This window comes from Ferrovibrio sp. (assembly GCF_025869515.1).
Lineage (GTDB): Bacteria > Pseudomonadota > Alphaproteobacteria > Ferrovibrionales > Ferrovibrionaceae > Ferrovibrio.
In genome coordinates this window covers 18,863-37,610 of the sequence record NZ_JAOZVR010000108.1, presented here as the reverse complement: position 1 = coordinate 37,610, position 18,748 = coordinate 18,863, and the positions used below count along the sequence as shown (strand labels likewise).

Sequence of the window (18,748 nt, the reverse complement as noted above, 5' to 3'; positions counted from 1 at the left end):
CCAAGCGCCGATCTGCAGGAGCCTGACTTCTGACCGCGGCCGGCCGATGATTTGCACGCCGAATGGCAAACCGTCGCGCGAAAAGCCTACCGGCACGGCAAGCACCGGGCAGGCCAGCAGCGAAGTGACCGCCGTGATGGCGATCCAGTCGACATAGGTCTGCTGTTTTACCCCGGCGATTTCTTGCGGCCACATGGTCTCGACCGGGAAGGGCAGAATCGGGGTGGCCGGCGTGATCAGGACTTCATAGTCACTCAGGAAAGCAATAACGCGGCGATACATTTCGGCACGATAGCGTTCAGCCGCACCAATGGATGACTGCGTCTGCCGCTGACCGTTTTCGATATCACCCATCACCTCGGGTGTGAACTGATGGCGATGTTGTTCGAGCAGCGGTTCCCACGTGGCCACATAATTGGCGCCGCGCAGCGTCAGCAGGGCAGGCAATGCACCACGGAAATCGGGACAGGCGGCAGAGATACTGGCGCCGTCCTTCTGCAGGGCGGCAACGAAAGCATCACCCAGTGCCCGCACCTCGTCGGCAATCGGCAGGCTGCCGAGATCGGCAGACCAGGCGGCGCGCAAAGGCTTATCGGGAGTAAGGGCAGCCGGCAGGAATGGGCCGTCTGGCGAAGGTGCCGATAACGGATCGGCTGAATCGAATCCAACCATGGCATCGAAGAACAGTGCCAGATCGCCGATATCACGCGCCATTGGCCCATCGACAAAGACCGTGTCGAAAGGGTTGAGGATGCTGCGACGCGGCACGCGGCCCGGCGTAGGCCGCAGTCCAGTGACGCCACAGAAGCTGGCTGGAATACGCAAGGACCCACCGACATCGTTGCCATGAGCCAGCCAGACCTGTCCGGTGGCCAGGGCCACAGCCGAGCCACCCGACGAGCCGCCGCAGGTCAGCGCGGTGTTCCAGGGATTGCGCGTGGTGCCCAGCACGGCGTTGGTGGTGTTGGCGCCGCCGAGCTCGGACAGGTTGGCCTTGCCGAGGGGGATACCGCCGTTGCGTTCGATCAGTGCAATGGTGCGGTCGGACTGAGCCGAAACGCGATCGGCGAAGATCGGTGTGCCGCCGGTCCAACGCACGCCGCCGATTTCGGCATTATCTTTCACCACGAAGGGAATACCGCCGAGCGTGGAGGTCGACAGGTCTGCCCTGGTAGTCTGGGCGCGGGCGCGGTCGAAACAGCGTGTCGGCACGGCATTCACCGCACCATCGACAGCCTGTATGCGGGTGATCGCGGCCTCGACCAGATCGCCCGGCGTGATCTCGCGGCGCGCGAGCAAACCTCGCACCGCGCGAGCCGAGAGGCGGATCAGCTCTGCGGACATGGGATTACCGTGACGGGGCGGGTTCGGCCCGAGTGGCCTCGGACTGGGCGGCCTGCACCGGGGCGGCACAGGATTCGCGGATCACCAGGTGCGATTCAAGCATATGGGTGCTGCCTGTGCCGCTGCGATGACCATGGATGCGGTCGGTGAGCAGTTGCACCGCCATCTCGCCCATCTGGCGTACCGGCTGGGCCACGGTGGTCAGTTTCGGCCGGAACACATTCGCCCAGGCGAAATCGTCGATGCTGATGACCGAGACATCGTCGGGGCAGCGCAGGCCGAGAACGCTCAATGCCCGCATCATGCCAATCGCCATCAGGTTGTTGGCCGCGAACACGGCCGTGGGTGGCTGCGGCAGGCGCATCAGCGCCACCGTGGCATCATAGGCCTGCTGTTCGCGGAAGCCGGCCTCCAGCACCAGGGCAGGATCGAAGCGGATCTGGCTGGCAAGCAGTGCCTCGCGATAGCCGGCGAGGCGGTCGGCGCCAGTGGTGACACTGGTCGGGCCCGACAACAGGCCAATGCGGCGATGACCGCGACGGATAAGGTGTTCGGTGGCCTGATGGGCGGCGAGGCGGTTGTCCAGTACCACGGCATCGAGGCCGAGACCGTCAAAGGCGCGGTCGACCAGCACGACGGGGACCCTGATTTGGCTCAGCAGGCTGCTGCGGCTGAGTGAGACATCGCCGGTGGTTGCCAGAATGATGCCGTCGACCCATTGCGAGCGCAGCACCTGCAGATGCTTTTCTTCGCGGGCGGGGTCTTCATCGCTGTTGCAGAGCAGGACTGAGAAACCCTGCTGGCTGGCAATGCCTTCCACGGCCTGCACCAGCTCGGTGAAAAACGGGTTGGTGATGTCAGCCACGATCAGACCGAGCAGGCCGCTCGACTGCTTACGCAGGCTGCGCGCCGCGGCGCGCGGCGCGTAATTCAGGGTTTCAATCGCCTTGAGTACGCGATTGCGCAACTGCTCGCTGACGCGGCCGGGGTCGTTGACGGAATTGGACACCGTCGCGACCGAGACCCCTGCCAGTTTGGCCACATCCCGGATGGTTGCCATGCTCGCCTGTTAAACGTTTAAACTCAATCTCATATGCCAGAGACAAGTGCCTGGATCAAGCGGAAGATTCCGGTCTGTTTTTGTCGAATTCTTCGCAAATGCAGCATTAAATAAGCTGTATTTGTGCAAATGCAGCAAGCGGAGATTCAAGAAAATTAAAGGCCGGCCTTGCCAGTGCTTGTCATTTCTGGCATTCGTTTTGAAACGTTTTACAAGAGTCGGGAGGATCAACGTGCACTGGCATAAAGCCGCTCAATCCAGCAAAGCCATGCGGGGAGCCACATCGTGACGGGCTATCTGGTCCGCCGGCTGCTGGCGACCATCCCGGTGCTCGGGCTGGTCGCGGTTTTCGTCTTCCTGCTGCTGCAGATGACACCCGGCGACCCTGCTGTGGTGATTGCCGGCGATTACGCCACCACCCAGCAGGTCGAGGCGATCCGGCAGCAGCTCGGCCTCGACCGGCCGATGCTGGAGCAGCTGATGGCCTGGCTCGGGCGCCTCGCCCAGGGCGATCTCGGCGTTTCCATCTTTTCCCGCCTGCCGGTCACCAACCTGATCGCCCAGCGTATCGAGCCGACCCTGGTGCTGACGCTGTTTACCGTGGTGCTGTCGATTGCCTTTGCCCTGCCGCTCGGTGTACTGGCGGCCTATCGCGCCGGCAGCTGGGTCGACCGGGCCGTCATGGGCTTTGCCGTCCTCGGCTTCTCCACGCCGGTTTTCGTCGTCGGCTTCCTGCTGGTCTATGTCTTCGCGCTGGGGCTGGAATGGTTCCCGACCCAGGGCTACGTGCCGCTGGCCGAGGGGCTGTTTGGCTCTCTGCGCAGCCTGACCCTGCCGGCGATCACGCTGGCGTTGCTCTATGCCGCCCTGCTCGCCCGCGTCACTCGCGCCAGCATGCTGGAAGTGTTGGCCGAGGATTACGTGCGCACTGCCCATGCCAAGGGCCTCGCGCCGCAGCCGGTGCTGGTCGGCCATGCCCTGAAGAATGCCGCCGTGCCGATTGTCACCGTGGTCGGTGTCGGCATTGCCGCCCTGCTGGGCGGCGTGGTGGTGACTGAGACGGTGTTCAATATTCCCGGGCTCGGCCGCCTGACAGCCGACGCCATCATGCGGCGCGACTATCCGGTTGTGCAGGGCCTGATCCTGCTCTTCGCCGGCGTCTATGTCGTCATCAACCTGCTGGTCGATCTCAGCTACATGCTGTTCGACCCGCGCATCCGGCTGTAGTGCATGGCGATGATGGATCATTCCGCTGTCGCGATGCCGCCAAGCCCGGCCCTGAGCCGCATGATCGCTGGACTGCGCTTCCTGCGTCGGCATCCGGTGATTCTGTTTGGCCTGGTCGTGCTGCTGGCCTCTATCGTGGTGGCACTGGCAGCGCCGTATCTGCTGCCCGATCCCAAGGCGATCAACCCGATCTACCGCCTGCGGCCGCCCGGCGAAGCCTTCTGGTTCGGCACCGATCATCTCGGCCGCTCGATCCTGTCGCGCAGCCTGCATGGCACGCGCATCTCGCTCGCTGTCGGCATCATGGTGGCTGTGGCGGTGACGCTGGCCGGCGTCACGGTCGGACTGCTGTCCGGTTTCCTGCGCCGCTTCGACAGCCTGATGATGCGGGTGATGGACGGAATCATGGCGATTCCGGGCGTGCTGCTGGCGATTGCGCTGATGTCTCTGTTCGGCTCCAGCCTGCAGAATGTGGTGATCGCTATCAGCATCCCGGAAATCCCACGTATGGCCCGGCTGGTGCGCAGCGCCGTACTCAGCATTCGTGAGCAACCTTATATCGATGCGGCGATTACCAACGGCACCCGCCTGCCGCGCCTGCTGTTCCGCCATGTGCTGCCCAATACGATGGCACCGGTGCTGGTGCAGGCCACCTATGTCTTTGCCTCGGCCATGATCCTGGAGGCCGTGCTGTCCTTCCTCGGTGCCGGCACACCGCCCGAAGTGGCGAGCTGGGGCAACATGATGGCCGAGGGGCGCCAGTATCTGCAGCGTGCGCCCTGGATGGCGGCATTCCCGGGCGTGATGCTCGCCTTTCTGGTGCTGACCGTGAATGTGGTCGGCGATGCCATGCGCGATGTGCTGGATCCGCGTCTGGCGGGAAAGTTGAAATGACGGTTTCTCCGAACAATAACCCTCTGCTCAGTGTCGAGCATCTCAGTGTCAGCCTGGCGCTGCCGCATGGCACCATGCCGGTGCTGCGCGACCTGTCATTCACGGTCAGTCGCGGCGAGACGCTTTGCCTGGTCGGCGAAAGCGGCTGCGGCAAAAGCATCACGGCACTGGCGTTGCTGCGCCTGCTGCCCCGGCGGATCGGCCGGATCTCGGCCGGCCGCATCCTGTTCGACGGCACCGATCTTGCCATGCTGGACGAGGCGCAGATGCGCGGTATCCGTGGCAACCGCATCGCCATGATCTTCCAGGAGCCGATGACCTCGCTCAACCCGGTGCTCACCATCGGCCGGCAGATCGGCGAGGTGCTGCGTCTGCATCAGGGACTGACGCGGCATGAGGCCGATGTGAAGACCCAGCACCTGCTCGAGCGCGTGCGCATCCCGGACGCCAGACGGCGCCTGCGGCAGTATCCGCACCAGCTCTCCGGCGGCATGCGTCAGCGCGTGATGATCGCCATGGCGCTGGCCTGCAGCCCACAGCTCCTGATCGCCGACGAGCCGACCACTGCGCTCGATGTCACTATTCAGGCGCAGATTCTCGCCCTGCTGGATGAAATCCGCGCCGAGACCGGCGCAGCCGTCATCATGATTACTCATGATCTCGGCGTGGTGGCCGAAGTGGCCGACCGCGTGGTGGTGCTCTATGCCGGCCGCAGCGTCGAACAGGCTGCCGTTGGCGATCTTTTCGCAGCGCCGTGTCATCCCTATACGCGTGGCCTGATGAATTCGGTGCCGCATCTGGCGTTGCATCGAGGCGACCAGCCGCTGGCGCGACTGCAGGAAATCCACGGCACTGTGCCGTCGCCCTTCGATATGCCGGCCGGCTGCGCCTTCGCGCCGCGCTGCAGCCTGGCCGATGACGCCTGCGCGGCTGTGCCGGTTCTGGAAGTGCAGGGGCAGGGTCATGCGGTGGCCTGCTGGCATGCGGCACAGCCTACACGGCTGAAGGCGGATGCATGATGATGTCCGATATTCACACGCCCGCCCTGGAAGTTCGCAATCTGGTCAAGCATTACCCGTTCCGGCGCGGCTGGTTCGGTGGCGGCGGTCAGGGCGCCGTACATGCGGTGGATGGTGTGTCCTTCACTCTGCCGCGCGGCGAGACGCTGGCGCTGGTGGGGGAGAGCGGTTGCGGAAAATCCACCATCGCCAAGCTGATCCTGCGTCTGATCGAACCGACCGCCGGTTCGGTTCTGCTCGAAGGCACCGATCTGGCCGGTCTGGACGACGGTGCGTTGCGGCAGGCACGTCAGCGCATCCAGATGGTGTTCCAGGATCCCTTTGCTTCGCTCAACCCGCGGCTCAATGCTGCCGCCATTGTCGGCGAACCGCTGGTGAATTACGGGATCGGCGATGCAGCCGCCCATGACGCGCAGGTGGATACACTGTTTGACCGCGTCGGCCTCGCGCGCTATCAGCGCGATCGCTATCCGCACCAATTCTCCGGTGGCCAGCGGCAACGGCTCGGCATCGCCCGGGCTCTGGCGCTCAACCCTGCCGTTGTGGTGGCCGACGAACCAGTATCCGCACTCGATGTTTCGGTGCAGGCGCAGATTCTCAACCTGATGGCCGATCTGCAGCGCGAACTTGGCTTGTCCTACCTGTTCATTAGTCATGACCTCGGCGTGGTTGAATATATCAGTACTACCGTGGCGGTAATGTATCTGGGCGCCATCGTGGAAGTGGCGCCACGCCAGCGTTTCTTCAATGCCGCCGCGCATCCCTATGCCCGTGCCCTGCTGGATGCTGTGCCGTCGCCGGATCCGGCGCGCCGCCGCCGCAGCAGCCTGCTGCAGGGCGAGGTGCCCAGTGCCAGTGCGCTGCCCAGTGGCTGCCGCTTCCGCACGCGCTGCCCCAAGGCCACCGACCTCTGCGCCGAAGTGGCGCCAGTCACGCGCGAGATCGTTCCACAGCATTTTGTCGCCTGCCATCACATCGAGAATGCGTAACGAGTCATCAAAAAACAATGGAGGAAACAATGCGTAGGACAAAGAGTTTGAAACTACTGGCAGCTACCGCCATCGCTGCGCTGCTGCTGCAGACCGGCATTGCCGCCGCGCAGAGCAACGTGCTGCGAATTCGCCCCTTCGGCGATCTGAAGGGCATCGACCCTGTTACAAACTCGGACTACATGGCGCGTAATCATGGCTACATGATCTACGACACGCTGTTCGCCATGGACGACAAGCTGCAGATTAAACCGCAGATGCTGGAGAAGTACGAGACCAGTGCCGATGGCCTGACTTGGACCTTCACCCTGCGTGACGGCCTGGCTTTCCACGACAAGCAGCCGGTGACATCGGCTGACGTGGTCGCCTCGCTGAAGCGCTGGGGCCAGCGCGATGGCCTGGGCCAGCAGTTGTTCGCCAATACCGCCAGCCTGGAAGCTGTCGATGCCAAGACCACCAGGCTAGTGCTGAAGCAGAAATGGGGCCTGGTGCTGGATGCCATGGGCAAGCCCAGTTCGGGCGTGCCCTTCATCATGCCGGAACGCATCGCCAAGATTCCGGCGACGGAATCGTTGACCGATCCAGTCGGTTCCGGCCCCTTCATCATGAAAAAGGATGAATGGGTGCCGGGTTCGAAGGTCGTTTATGTGAAGAACCCGGACTACAAGTCGCGCGGCGATGCCGCCTCGGGTCTTGCCGGTGCCAAGCAGGCCAATGTTGACCGGGTCGAATGGCTCTACATGCCGGATGCGCAGACTGCGCTGAACGCACTGCAGGCCGGCGAGATCGACATCTTCGAGGAAGTGCCGCCGGACATGCTCACCCTCCTGTCGAAGAACCGGAAGGTGAAGGTGGCGCCGCAGGATTCGCTCGGCGTGCAGGTGGTGTTCCGCATGAACAGCATCCAGCCACCGTTCAACAATCCGAAGATCCGCGAAGCCATTCGTTACATGGTGGACCAGAATGTCTTCATGCGTGCCTATGTCGACATCCCGGCGCTCTACAAGGACTGCCCATCCTTCTACATGTGCTCGTCGCCGTATTACACGGATGCGGGCTGGGTGAAGCAGGATCTGGCCAAGGCGCGCCAGCTGGTGAAGGAGTCGGGCTATGACGGTACGCCGGTCGTCGTGCTGCACGGCACCGAAGCCGGTATCACAAACACCTTCTCCTCGGTGGCCGAACAGCTGATGCGCGACATCGGCCTCAAGGTCGATTCGCAGGCGATGGATTGGGGCACGCTGACCGCGCGCCGGACCAGCAAGAAGCCGACCAGCGAGGGCGGCTGGTCGCTGTTCATCTCGGCGCCGACCGGTGCCGACATGATGGACCCGCTGGGCCATCTCGGTCTGCGCTCGAACTGCGATTCCTCCTGGTTCGGCTGGCCCTGCGACGAGCAGATCGAAAAGATGCGCACCGAATTCGCGGTGACGCCGGATCTGGCCAAGCGGCAGGAAATCGCCAAGGCACTGCAGCTCCGCGCCAACGAAGTCGTGCCCTATGTGCCGCTGGGTCAGCTGCATCTGGTGCGCGGCGTCTCGACCAGCCTGACCGATATCCCGAAGGCTGCGATCCCGGTCTATTGGAACATCAAGAAGACCAACTGAGCCATGGCATCCCGGGCCGACGTTTCGGCCCGGGATGCTGCCTCTGATGAAAGCGGGCCAATGAAAGCGAGTGTGTGATGTTGATCGGGATTTCCGCCCAACTGCCGGCCGATCTGTTGCATGGCCTTGCCAGCATGGGGCATGGCGACGATCTGGTGATCGCCGATGCCAATTTCCCGGCGGCACGGCTGGCGCGCCGTCTGGTCCAGACCACAGCGGAGAGCACGACTCGGCTGGCGATGGCGGTGTTAACGCTGCTGCCGCTCGATGAATTCGTGCCGGCACCGCTGACCCTGATGCAGGGGGAGCGGGCGCAGGATCGCGATGCCCCGGCCCTGACCGATCTGACGGCGGCGCTGGCCTCGTTCGGCAAGGTCGAACAGCTCGAACGCAATGCCTTTTACGACCGGGCGGCCAGCGCTTTTGCCATCGTGGCGACGGCCGATGCGCGTCCGTATGCCAACATCATCCTGCGCAAGGGTGTGATTGCCGTAGGCTCGCCTCACTATGTCGCGTGAGTTGTTTGCCGGGCCGACACGCGCTGCCCGACGCCGCATCCTCGGTCGCGGCAATCTCACGCTGACCGGGCTGGGTCTGGGCGGTGCGCCGCTGGGTAATCTGTATCATGCAGTCGCCGACGCTGATGCCGACGAGGTTGTGGCCACGGCCTGGCAGGGCGGCATCCGTTATTTCGATACTGCGCCGCTGTATGGCAGCGGTCTGAGCGAACGGCGCATGGGGCGCGCGCTCGCGCGCCTGCCGCGGCAGGAATATGTGCTGTCCAGCAAGATCGGCTGGCTGATCGAGGCGGCTGCCAGTGTGAAACAGGATGGGCCCTATGTTGGGCTGGACGGCAGCCGGCGCCGCTGCGACTACAGTTATGGCGCGACCCTGCGGTCGATTGAGGCCAGCGTCGAGCGCCTTGGGCTGGACAGCATCGATATTGTCTATATCCACGATCTCGATACGACCTGTCATGGCGATGCGCTGGATGAGCGTTACGGCGAAGCCATGCGTGGCGCCTATCGTGCGCTGGCCGAACTGCGCGATCAGGGCGTGATCGGTGCCATCGGCCTCGGTGTCAACGAATGGCAGGTCTGCGCCCGCGCCCTCGCGGATGCCGATCTCGACGTCTTCCTGCTGGCTGGACGTTATTCTCTGCTGGACCAGTCGGCGCTCGCCAGCTTTCTGCCCGCCTGTGCGCGGCGGGGCGTGGGCGTTGTGATCGGCGGGGCCTTCAATTCCGGTATCCTGGCCACCGGTGCGATGTCCGGTGCGCGCTACGACTACAAACCGGCGCCAGCGGAGATTCTGCAGCGCACGGAGCGGCTGGAAGCGATCTGTCGACGCCACGATGTGCCGCTGGCGGCTGCTGCGCTGCAGTTTCCATCCTTCCATCCGGCTGTTATCTCAGTGCTGCCCGGGGCGCGCAAGGCGGCAGAAATGGCATCCAATATCGATCTGTTCGAGCGACCGGTTCCGGCAGCGTTGTGGAGCGAACTGAAAGCCGCAGGGCTGCTGCCACCCGAGGCACCAGTGCCGGTATAAGGGGGCGTGATGCGCATTGACGCCCATCAGCATTACTGGCAGCTCGGACGCAGCGATTACGCCTGGATGCAGCCGCAGCATGCCGCGATCCGGCGCGACTTCATGCCGCCGGACCTGGCACCGCTGCTGACGGCAGCCGGGATCCACGGCACCATCCTGGTGCAGGCCGATGCCACGGCGCGCGAAACCGACTTCCTGCTGGAGATCGCCGCCGCAACGCCGAGCGTCCTGGGCGTAGTGGGCTGGATCGATTTTACGGCGGCCGATGCGGTGGCCGAGGTCGAGCGCCGGGCCGGACAGGCGAAACTGCGCGGGCTGCGGCCGATGCTGGAATTCATCGACGATCCGGACTGGATTCTGCAGCCGGCTTTCGATCCGGTTTTCAGGGCGATGATCCGCTGCGGCCTCAGCTTCGATGCGCTGGTGCATCCGCAGCATCTTCCGGCGCTGCTGACCCTGACGCAGCGGTATCCCGCTCTGCTGATGGTGATCGATCACGGCGCCAAGCCCAAGCTGGCCGCCTGGAAAAACGATGTCGCCGCGCGGAAGGCCTGGGAACGGGATATGCGCCGACTGGCGCAACATCCGCAAGTCTGCTGCAAGCTTTCGGGCCTGCTGACCGAGGTGAGGCTTGATTGGCAGATGGGCGACCTGCTGCCGGTCATACAAATTATACTGGATATATTTGGGCCAGATCGACTGATCTGGGGCAGCGACTGGCCGGTTATGACTTTGGCGGGTACGTATGCGCAGTGGGTACAATTAAGCGATCTGGCGATAGCGAGTTTGACGACGAATGAAAAAGACCAAGTCTTCTTCAAGAATGTGGTCAACTTTTACAGACTTACTTTAGATAAATAATCGACTCCAGTGGATTTTTACCGATTTGAGAGCGGTGGAGTTAAACGCCGCCAGTAGAATCTCGTCCAGTAGATTTTTTCACTTTGGTCTCCGCTAAGAGCCAATCTGGCAAACGTGTTTTCGGTCAGCAGACTTTCCCAGTTTGCTCACAGAGGAGAGGCGGTTTCTTAAGAGGATCTGCCGCGCGTGATGTCGGACGGCCTGATGCCGAAACGGCGGCGGAACATCGTGCTGAAATGCGATGAGCTGCTGAAGCCGACGCGATAGGCGACCTCGGTCAGCGATCGGGCATTGTGGTCGGAGCGCAGCAGCATGTCATGGCCGAGTTCGATTCGCCGGTTCCAAATCCAGTTCGATACCGACTGGCCTTCAAGACGGAACAATGCATGCAGATAGCGCAGCGATACGCCGTTGCTCTTGGCGATCATCTCCGGGCTAAGCGCTGGATCGCAGAGATGATCCTCGATCCAGGACTTGACCGAACGCAGACGTGCCTTGCGGACAACCTGCTCGGTCATCGGCTCATCCCGATGCGCGGAATCGAAAGCGAGGGCGAGGACGTCCATCAGTTCCTCGCCGAGACGCGCGCGGATATCCGCCTCCAGGCTCGTGCCCTGGCTGGCCAGCATCGAACAGAATTCGACGGCAATGCGCCCGAGGCCACGTCCGGTGCTCATGGTGGCTGACAGTGGCGCCTGGCCATTCGGGAAACGGCTGCCGAAGGTCTGGCGCGGAATCTCCAGGTAGTAGGACCGCACTTTGCCGATACATTGCAGGTCATAGGGCTCGGAGGCGCAGAAGAGGGCGCCCAGCCCCGCCGTGGTCTGGAACGCGGCGCCGGACTGCAGGACGTTGATGCTGCCGGTCTGGATGAACTGAACGTAGTAGCAATCCTTGTCCAGCTTCGACAGATGCGATTTCCGCCTTGAGATATGCTGCTGCGACAGCAGGCAGTCGGTCATCGCGACATTGCCGAACTGGGTCTCACGAATAAAGCCGTCGTAATTCTCCGGATCGTCCGCCTTGACGTTGACGTGAACGTAAACATCACAGATGGCGTCGCGCCAGGCGGCATAGCGCTTGGCTCGATCCAATGCATCGGTCGAGAACACCAGATCCAAAATTTCCTCCCGCGCCATCCAATGGTTAGCGGTCAGCCGGCGCAACACCGGCGGCCGCTATTATTGTCGTTCAGGACTGAACGGCGGACTTGGGCCGGCGGATCGACGATCCGAAACCCCCTTATATTCTTCGCCATTCCCGACGATCCGGCAACAGGAATCACCAGTGCACGGCCAGGCAAGAATCTTGCGCGCTTGGGCAAGCCGCGTTGTGGCCCGGAATGCTAGTGAGGCTCCAGTGGCCTGCTATGCGCCGCTCAAAATAGTTGGGAAGGAAACAACTCATGTTCGGCGTCGCGAACCTGACCCAGGAACGCATCGTACTGGCGCTGGCGCTCGGTTTGACAACTGTATTCTCCATCGCCCTGCCGGGGTTCCTGACTGCCGAGAATCTCCTGTCGCTGGTGCGCAGCGTTTCGGTGCTTGGCATTCTCGGCATCGCCATGGCTCTCGTGGTAATCGGACGCGGCATCGATCTGTCGCTGGTCGCCGTGATGGCCGTGTCGCTGGCCTGGACGCTTCATATGGTTGCCACCGGCGTGCCGCTGGCAGTCGCACTTGCTCTTGGCCTCGCCTTCTGCCTGCTGGCGGGAATCATTACGGGCTTCCTGATCGCCTATGTCGAAATCCCGGCAATCTTCGCGACCCTGGCCATGGGTACGTTCATCTACGGTTTCGGTCGCTACTTCCTGATCACGCTCGATGTAGTCTACCTGCCGGATGCGGCGCGCTCGATCGTCTGGATCGGCAGCGGCTCCTTCCTGGGCATTCCGGTGCCGGTGCTGGTCTTCGGCGGTGTCTGCCTGCTCGGTGCGCTGTTCCTGCGTTACGTCAAGGCCGGACGCTATGTCCGCGCCATCGGCGACAATCTGCTGGCGGCGCGAATCACCGGCATTCCGGTGCGTCCGATCATCGTCATGCAATACGCACTGTCCGGACTGATCGGCTTTGTCGCCGGCCTCGTCACCGCTACCTCGGTGGCCAGCATGAATATCCGGGTGGCCAACTCGACCTTCGTTTACGACGTCATTCTTGTCGTGGTGCTGGGCGGCATCGGCCTGTCCGGCGGCAAGGGCGGGGTCCGCAACGTCATCGTTGGCACGCTGCTGATCGGCGTCCTGATCAACGGCATGACGATCATGGACGTCCAGTACACGGTCCAGAACGTCATCAAGAGTTTGATCCTGCTCGCGGCGATCGTGGCCGACACGATCATCAACCCCAGGGATGAGCAGACCGCGCAACAGGGCGACATCTAGTTTTAATAAAAGCAAACCTAACGGGAGGACACCATGAAGGGTATTACAGCGCTGCTTGCGGCAGCCGTCATCATGTCGGCCGGCACCATGGCTACTGCTGCGGGGATCGATGATCCCGCGCGGGCATCACATTACGATGCTTTCAAGGGCAAGCGAGTCGTCTTCGTTCCGATCGCCATGGGTTTCGATCTCACCGAAGGCTGGGCGGCGGGCATCCGCAGCGCGCTTGAACCGCTCGGAGTGAAATTCGATATCCGCGACCCGAACTGGAATACAGATGCCGGCGCCCAAGCGATCACCTCGCTGATCGCGGAGAAGCCGGATGCCATCGTGGTCCACAATCCCGATGTGCAGTCCTACGCCAGGCTGCTCAAGCGGGCGGAAGAAGCCGGCATCTACGTCATTCAGGTCAACATGCGCTCCAGCTATTCGACCGATGGCTTCGCCGGCGCCGACTATGTCGGCATGGGCGAGCGGATAGCCAACCGACTGATCGAGAAATGCAGTCCGGCCAATGGCGGCAACGGCAAGATCGCCATCATGCAGGGCGTGCTGACCGCCGCGGCGAGCGCCTACCAGATGAAAGGCCTGGACAATGTGTTGTCCAAGAATCCTCAGATGAAGGTGGTTTCCAACCAGGCTGCCGACTGGGACGCCACCAAGGCCAGGAGCATCATGGCCACGGTTCTGCAGCAGCATCCCGATCTGTGCGGCGGCGTCGGTTTCTGGGACGTGATGGATGTCGGCACCGGGGCGGCGATCCGCGAAGCCAACAAGAAAGTATACTGGATCACCCAGGGCGGCGGTAACCAGGCTGCCTGCGACAACCTGAACAAGAATCTCTACAGCGAGGTGGTCAGCTATGACGTGCCCGCCCAGGCGCGCGACATCGCCAACATCATACAGTCCCTGTTCCAGAACAAGCCGAAGCCGGGTGCGACGAAGACAACCCTGTTCTCGCCGCTCACCTTCATCAACAATGACAACATGAAGCCCGGCGCCTGCTGGACGCTTGAGAAGAAGTAGCACGCGTCATTCCGGGGCCGGGCCGCTGCATGGCGCGCCCGGTTCCGGAAACTGATTTCCAGCTCCGGGTCGCAGATGTCGATAGCAGATACCATTGCCTACTGGCGCTACAGGCTGGTGCCAGACCATATCGTTGGCGAAATCCTCGCGAAAAGATGGATCGACAACGCGATTCCCTTCACGATCCTGATCGTCGTTCTGGTCGGCTTCGGTGTCGCCGTGCCGGATTTCCTCAGTATCGGCAGCATGACCGCGCTGACGCGGCAGCTCGGCGAGTTTGGATTGGTCGTCATCGCCATGACCATCGTCATGCTGGCCGGGGGTATCGATCTCAGCGTCGGTTCCGTGCTGGCGCTCGCCAATATCACGGCGCTGGCAATGATGAACATTTTCGGGCTGCCGGTCGGCGCAGCATTCGTGATCACCCTGGCGGTCGGCGCCGCAGTCGGGCTGGTGAACGGACTGCTCATCGGATATCTGCGCTTGCGCGCCTTCCTCACCACGCTGGTTACCCTGATCATCGTACGCTCCATCGTCGATATGCTGTTGCTGAAATACGCGGTGCAGATTTCGGCCGGCTTCGTCGATTCCGATCTCTGGGAGTTCATCGGCGACGGCAAGATCGCCCAGGTTCCGTTCAGCTTCGCGCTGTTTATCGGCATTGCCATTGTCGTGCATCTGGTACTCAGCCGCACCCGGCCTGGGTGGCATCTGATGGCTGTGGGCGGTTCGCGCCGTTCCGCCCACAATGTCGGCATCCATGTTCGCCGCACTGTCTGCCTCACCTACGTCGTCTCGGGTACGCTCGCCGCACTGGCAGGCTTCCTGTTCGCCGCCCGTCTCGGCGGCGCCGGATCCGACACCGGCATCGGCCTTGAAATCACGGTGCTGACGGCGGCCGTGCTTGGCGGCAACAGCCTCGGCGGCGGTCGCGGTTCGGCGGCCAAGGCCGCACTTGGCGCGATCACCGTGATGATCATCATCAACGGTCTGGTGCGGGTCGGAGCCGGAAGCGGTGCGAATTCCCTGATTCTCGGTCTCATTCTTCTGGCGGCGGTCGCCATCGATGTCCGCTGGCTGAAGAACCGGCACAAGGTGCTGGCCAAGGTTTATGTCTCGCCGGCATTCCGCCGCCTGCCCGATCCTCCCAGTACGGAAAGAGGGTCGGCTTCGCCCTACGCACTGAACGACCGACTGCACGATGTGTCTGTGATCGGTCTGGGCGAGATCGATGGCCCCGAGGATGTCATCCTCGACGAGAATGACCATATCTATGCCGGCACGCGGACGGGCGACATTGTCCGGTTCTTTGCACCGGACTACAGCCAACAGGAAGTCTTCGCCCATGTCGGCGGACGACCGCTCGGTATGGCATTTGCCCGGGACGGGGCACTGATATGCTGTATCGGTGGAATGGGGTTGTACCGGATCGCCCCGGACCGGCAGATCAGTAAGCTGACCGACGAAACCAACAGGACGCCATTCTCGGTTGTCGACGATGCGCGGCTGCGGCTGGCTGACGATCTGGACATCGCCCCCGACGGCCGGATTTTCTTCAGCGAAGCCACCATCCGCTACGAGATGCATGAATGGCCGGTCGATGGCCTGGAGTCGCGGGGCAACGGCCGCATCATCTGCTACGACCCCGGCATGGACACGACGCGCACAATACTGCGGAATCTGAATTTTCCGAACGGCATCTGCATGACCCATGACGGCGAATCCTTCCTGTTCGCCGAGACCTGGAGTTGCAGCGTCAGCCGGTACTATTTCGGCGGCCCGAAAGCGGGAACCGTCGAGACCGTGATCCCGGCGCTGCCCGGCTATCCCGACAATATCAACCGGGCCTCGGACGGCACCTATTGGCTGGCCCTGGTCGGCATCCGGACGCCGAGTCTCGATCTCGCGCTCAGGATGCCGGGTTTCCGGCGCCGGATGGCCCGGCGCGTAGCACCCGACGAATGGCTGTTTCCCAACATCAACACCGGCTGCATTGTCCGTTTCGACGAAAGAGGTCGCATTCTGGATGTCCTCTGGGATTTCGGCGGTAACAACCATCCCATGATTACCTCGATGCGTGAACACAGGGGGCATCTGTATATCGGCGGTATCCTCAACAACCGGATCGGCAGGTTGCCGCTGCCGGATGCCGATCCGCACTGGACCGGCCCGCAATCCTACTGGGGCGGAAAATGAGCTTCTTCTTTACCCGGGCTCTGGATTCCTTTCTCGGTCGCGGCGAAAGCGCGATCACCGTTCCGTCACTGGACGGCGCGCTCCGGCCGAACCGGCGGCTCGACGATGCGTCGGAGCGCATTCCGATCCGCGCGCCCGGCGCAATCGCTACGGGTCGGGATGGCCCGGTGGTCAGCTCAGGCCGCGACCTGCATCTGCTGTCGGGTGGCAGTGCAGGCAAGGTTCTGTACCGCGCGACGGCGGACATAAGCTGCCTGGCTCCTGTCGCCGGCGGCATTGCCCTCGGCCTCGATGACGGTCGCATTCTCGTCACCGGCGGTGAGTTCGACGGCTTCGAATTGTCGCCCCTGGACGGCGCGCGCTGCCCCACGGCGATGGTTGCGGATGATGGCATGCTCTATGTCAGCCATGGATCGGCGCAGAATCCACCATCCGCCTGGCAGCGCGATCTGATGGAGCGGAATGCGTCCGGATCTCTCTGGCGCCTGGACCTGCGCGGTGGCAAGCATCATCGTCTCGCCGCCGGCCTGGCGTTTCCCGCCGGCCTGGCGATGTCAGGCGATGGCCTGATCGTCTCGGAGAGCTGGAAACACCGGGTCGTGCTCCTGGACAGGACAACCGGTGCGATGCGGCGGCTGATCCAGGCCGACCTGCCGGGCTATCCAGGTCATCTCGGGCATGGGCCGAATGCAGGCTATGTCATGACCATGTTTGCACCGCGCAACCAGCTGGTGGAATTCATCCTGCGCGAGGACCATTACCGGCGCCGTATGATGGCGGAAGTCGATGCGCGTTACTGGGTCGCTCCCACCTATCGCAGCGGCCGGTCCTTCTACGAGCCGCTGCAGGGCGGCGGGGTCAAGCACCTCGGCATCCTGAAGCCCTGGGCGCCCACTTTATCCTTCGGCATGGTTGTTCTGCTGGATCAACACTGTTTGCCCTATGACAGTTTCCAGAGCCGCGCCGACGGCATGACACATGGAATCACCGGTGCCGTCATGCAGGACGACGCGCTCTATGTGGCATCGCGGGGAGACGATGTCGTCGTTCGACTCGTTCCCGGTTCGTAAAGGCAGGCCCGGTCATGAAGACGATTCTCGAACTCCGGCACGCTACCAAGGAATATCGCGGCGTTCCCGCTGTGAAAGATGTCACCTTCACACTGGAGCAGGGCGAGGTGCATGCCCTGCTGGGCGAAAATGGCGCAGGAAAATCGACGCTGACGAAAATGCTGGCCGGCGTTATTGCGCCGACGGCGGGCGATATCCTGCTGGACGGACAAGCAGTGGAGCTGCGCGGCCCGTCGGATGCGCTGCACAAAGGCATCGCCATGGTGTACCAGGAGACCAGCCTGGTCCCGTCGCTCACGGTGGCGCAGAACCTGTATCTCGGCGATGCCAGGTGGTTCAACCGCCTGCGCGGCATCTACATTGCAGCACAGCAGTTCCTGCAGTCGCTGAACTTCCCGGTCGACCCGACCGCGCTGGTCTCCAGCCTCGGCGCGGGGCAGAAGCAGATGGTGGAGATTGCCCGTGCAGTACACCACAAGGCACGCGTGATCATTTTCGACGAACCGACCGGCACGCTCACGCCCGAGGAAAAGCATCATTTCTTCGCGCTGGTGAAGCGGCTGCAGGCCCGCGGTGTGTCGATTATCTTCATTTCCCACGCATTGGAAGAAGCGCTGCAGATATCCGACCGTATCACCATTCTTCGCGATGGCGAGTATGTCGTCACCGATCGGACCGAGAACTTCGACCGCGACCGGATCGTGCGCGCGATGGTCGGCCGGACATTGTCTGACGAGCTCTACGGCAGGGCCGATCAGCGCCGCGCAAGGCCGGCGGGTCGGAAGGTTTTGAGCGTGCAGAACCTGTCGATGGGAACGATGGTGCGCAACAACACCTTCTCGGTCTTCGCGGGCCAGATCACCGGCATCTTCGGCCTGATCGGGTCGGGTCGCACGGAAACCGCCAAGGTGATCGCCGGCATCATGAAACGGGATTTCTTCCACGGCGGACAGATTCGCCTGGAAGACCGGCCGGTGCGTTACCGGGTGCCACGGCCCGCCATCAGGGACGGTATCATCTACGTCACGGAAGACCGCAAGCTGGAGGGATTCTTCGAGACGATGTCGGTCGCCGAGAATATTTACGTCGCCGCCATGGCCGGCGGGCAGAGCCGATCCAGCATGGTCAGCATGTCGGAAATGCGGCAACTGGCCGAGACCTGGACGAAGGCGCTGAATATCAGGGTGATCAATTCGGATGCCCGCGTTGTCGAACTGTCGGGCGGCAACCAGCAGAAGGTCGTGGTCGGCAAGGCGCTGGTGCAGAAACCGAAGCTGATCATCTTCGACGAGCCCACCCGGGGCGTGGATGTCGGCGCCATTGCCGAGATTCACCAGCTGATCAATCGCCTGGCCGATGACGGCATGGCGGTGGTCGTGATTTCTTCCTACCTGCCGGAAATCCTGCATCTGTCGGACCGGATCCTGGTGTCGCGCCAGGGCCGTATCGTCGAGGAGTTCACCGGCGGGCAGGCCGATGAAGAAACCATCATGTATGCGGCGGTCCATTAAACCGTCCGGGGTTGGG

The 18,748-nt window shown here is 62.7% G+C and carries 16 protein-coding genes; 13 read left to right on the top strand and 3 right to left on the bottom strand.

Annotation, left to right across the window (positions count from 1 at the left end):
- Both OJJ21_RS19055 and OJJ21_RS19050 read right to left on the bottom strand, forming a co-directional pair.
- The coding region (locus OJJ21_RS19055; RefSeq protein WP_297688800.1) for an amidase at positions 1-1,344 on the bottom strand (1,344 nt) is incomplete at its 3' end.
- A 4-nt stretch (positions 1,345-1,348) separates the two neighbouring features.
- Positions 1,349-2,404: a LacI family DNA-binding transcriptional regulator gene (locus tag OJJ21_RS19050; protein ID WP_297688798.1), complete on the bottom strand. Its 1,056-nt coding sequence runs from the start codon at positions 2,402-2,404 to the stop codon at positions 1,349-1,351.
- Positions 2,405-2,689: 285 nt separating this feature from the next.
- Between OJJ21_RS19050 and OJJ21_RS19045 the strand changes: the two genes are divergently transcribed.
- From OJJ21_RS19045 to OJJ21_RS19010, 8 genes are all read left to right on the top strand, one after another.
- On the top strand, positions 2,690-3,631 hold the full coding sequence (locus OJJ21_RS19045) for an ABC transporter permease (RefSeq protein ID WP_297688796.1): 942 nt from the start codon (positions 2,690-2,692) through the stop codon (positions 3,629-3,631).
- Between the two features lie 3 nt (positions 3,632-3,634).
- Positions 3,635-4,525, top strand: coding sequence for an ABC transporter permease (locus OJJ21_RS19040; protein WP_366093353.1), 891 nt, complete (start codon positions 3,635-3,637; stop codon positions 4,523-4,525).
- A 74-nt stretch (positions 4,526-4,599) separates the two neighbouring features.
- Positions 4,600-5,544, top strand: a complete 945-nt coding sequence (locus tag OJJ21_RS19035) for an ABC transporter ATP-binding protein (RefSeq protein WP_297688804.1) — start codon at positions 4,600-4,602, stop codon at positions 5,542-5,544.
- Positions 5,541-6,533 carry an oligopeptide/dipeptide ABC transporter ATP-binding protein gene (locus tag OJJ21_RS19030; protein ID WP_297688793.1) on the top strand — a complete coding sequence of 331 codons (993 nt, stop codon included), beginning with the start codon at positions 5,541-5,543 and terminating at the stop codon, positions 6,531-6,533. The genes OJJ21_RS19035 and OJJ21_RS19030 overlap by 4 nt, the downstream gene beginning before the upstream one ends.
- A 29-nt stretch (positions 6,534-6,562) precedes the next feature.
- Positions 6,563-8,140 (top strand): ABC transporter substrate-binding protein, encoded by a 1,578-nt coding sequence (locus OJJ21_RS19025; protein ID WP_297688792.1) that lies wholly within the window; start codon positions 6,563-6,565, stop codon positions 8,138-8,140.
- A 77-nt stretch (positions 8,141-8,217) separates the two neighbouring features.
- Entirely contained in the window at positions 8,218-8,658 is a 441-nt protein-coding gene (locus OJJ21_RS19020) for an RbsD/FucU domain-containing protein (protein WP_297688791.1), read from the top strand.
- Positions 8,648-9,688, top strand: a complete 1,041-nt coding sequence (locus OJJ21_RS19015; protein ID WP_297688789.1) for an aldo/keto reductase — start codon at positions 8,648-8,650, stop codon at positions 9,686-9,688. Before OJJ21_RS19020 ends, OJJ21_RS19015 begins: the two co-directional genes overlap by 11 nt.
- Positions 9,689-9,697: 9 nt before the next feature.
- On the top strand, positions 9,698-10,549 hold the full coding sequence (locus tag OJJ21_RS19010; protein WP_297688787.1) for an amidohydrolase family protein: 852 nt from the start codon (positions 9,698-9,700) through the stop codon (positions 10,547-10,549).
- 167 nt (positions 10,550-10,716) lie between these two features.
- Here OJJ21_RS19010 and OJJ21_RS19005 read toward each other — a convergent pair whose 3' ends face one another.
- Complete coding sequence (locus tag OJJ21_RS19005) at positions 10,717-11,661, bottom strand: helix-turn-helix domain-containing protein (RefSeq protein WP_297688802.1); 945 nt, start codon at positions 11,659-11,661, stop codon at positions 10,717-10,719.
- 293 nt (positions 11,662-11,954) lie between these two features.
- On the opposite strand from OJJ21_RS19005, the gene OJJ21_RS19000 reads away from it, so the two are divergent.
- The 5 genes from OJJ21_RS19000 to OJJ21_RS18980 all read left to right on the top strand — a co-directional run bounded on the left by OJJ21_RS19000 (position 11,955) and on the right by OJJ21_RS18980 (position 18,732).
- The gene (locus OJJ21_RS19000; protein WP_297688785.1) at positions 11,955-12,929 is read left to right on the top strand and encodes an ABC transporter permease; all 975 of its coding nucleotides are present in this window, start codon (positions 11,955-11,957) and stop codon (positions 12,927-12,929) included.
- Positions 12,930-12,962: 33 nt separating this feature from the next.
- Positions 12,963-13,955: a sugar ABC transporter substrate-binding protein gene (locus OJJ21_RS18995; protein ID WP_297688783.1), complete on the top strand. Its 993-nt coding sequence runs from the start codon at positions 12,963-12,965 to the stop codon at positions 13,953-13,955.
- Positions 13,956-14,030: 75 nt separating this feature from the next.
- The gene (locus OJJ21_RS18990; protein ID WP_297688781.1) at positions 14,031-16,151 is read left to right on the top strand and encodes an SMP-30/gluconolactonase/LRE family protein; all 2,121 of its coding nucleotides are present in this window, start codon (positions 14,031-14,033) and stop codon (positions 16,149-16,151) included.
- Positions 16,148-17,221, top strand: a complete 1,074-nt coding sequence (locus OJJ21_RS18985; RefSeq protein WP_297688778.1) for a hypothetical protein — start codon at positions 16,148-16,150, stop codon at positions 17,219-17,221. The genes OJJ21_RS18990 and OJJ21_RS18985 overlap by 4 nt, the downstream gene beginning before the upstream one ends.
- A gap of 14 nt (positions 17,222-17,235) precedes the next feature.
- Entirely contained in the window at positions 17,236-18,732 is a 1,497-nt protein-coding gene (locus OJJ21_RS18980) for a sugar ABC transporter ATP-binding protein (protein WP_297688776.1), read from the top strand.
- The last annotated feature ends 16 nt before the right edge of the window (positions 18,733-18,748 follow it).

Bases quoted from the DNA above. Each gene is read 5' to 3' on its own strand.
- OJJ21_RS19050 (WP_297688798.1), bottom strand. From the start codon at position 2,404: ATGGCAACCATCCGGGATGTGGCCAAACTGGCAGGGGTCTCGGTCGCG.
- OJJ21_RS19040 (WP_366093353.1), top strand. From the start codon at position 3,635: ATGGCGATGATGGATCATTCCGCTGTCGCGATGCCGCCAAGCCCGGCC.
- OJJ21_RS19035 (WP_297688804.1), top strand. From the start codon at position 4,600: ATGCCGGTGCTGCGCGACCTGTCATTCACGGTCAGTCGCGGCGAGACG.
- OJJ21_RS19030 (WP_297688793.1), top strand. From the start codon at position 5,541: ATGATGATGTCCGATATTCACACGCCCGCCCTGGAAGTTCGCAATCTG.
- OJJ21_RS19025 (WP_297688792.1), top strand. From the start codon at position 6,563: ATGCGTAGGACAAAGAGTTTGAAACTACTGGCAGCTACCGCCATCGCT.
- OJJ21_RS19020 (WP_297688791.1), top strand. From the start codon at position 8,218: ATGTTGATCGGGATTTCCGCCCAACTGCCGGCCGATCTGTTGCATGGC.
- OJJ21_RS19015 (WP_297688789.1), top strand. From the start codon at position 8,648: ATGTCGCGTGAGTTGTTTGCCGGGCCGACACGCGCTGCCCGACGCCGC.
- OJJ21_RS19010 (WP_297688787.1), top strand. From the start codon at position 9,698: ATGCGCATTGACGCCCATCAGCATTACTGGCAGCTCGGACGCAGCGAT.
- OJJ21_RS19000 (WP_297688785.1), top strand. From the start codon at position 11,955: ATGTTCGGCGTCGCGAACCTGACCCAGGAACGCATCGTACTGGCGCTG.
- OJJ21_RS18995 (WP_297688783.1), top strand. From the start codon at position 12,963: ATGAAGGGTATTACAGCGCTGCTTGCGGCAGCCGTCATCATGTCGGCC.
- OJJ21_RS18990 (WP_297688781.1), top strand. From the start codon at position 14,031: ATGTCGATAGCAGATACCATTGCCTACTGGCGCTACAGGCTGGTGCCA.
- OJJ21_RS18985 (WP_297688778.1), top strand. From the start codon at position 16,148: ATGAGCTTCTTCTTTACCCGGGCTCTGGATTCCTTTCTCGGTCGCGGC.
- OJJ21_RS18980 (WP_297688776.1), top strand. From the start codon at position 17,236: ATGAAGACGATTCTCGAACTCCGGCACGCTACCAAGGAATATCGCGGC.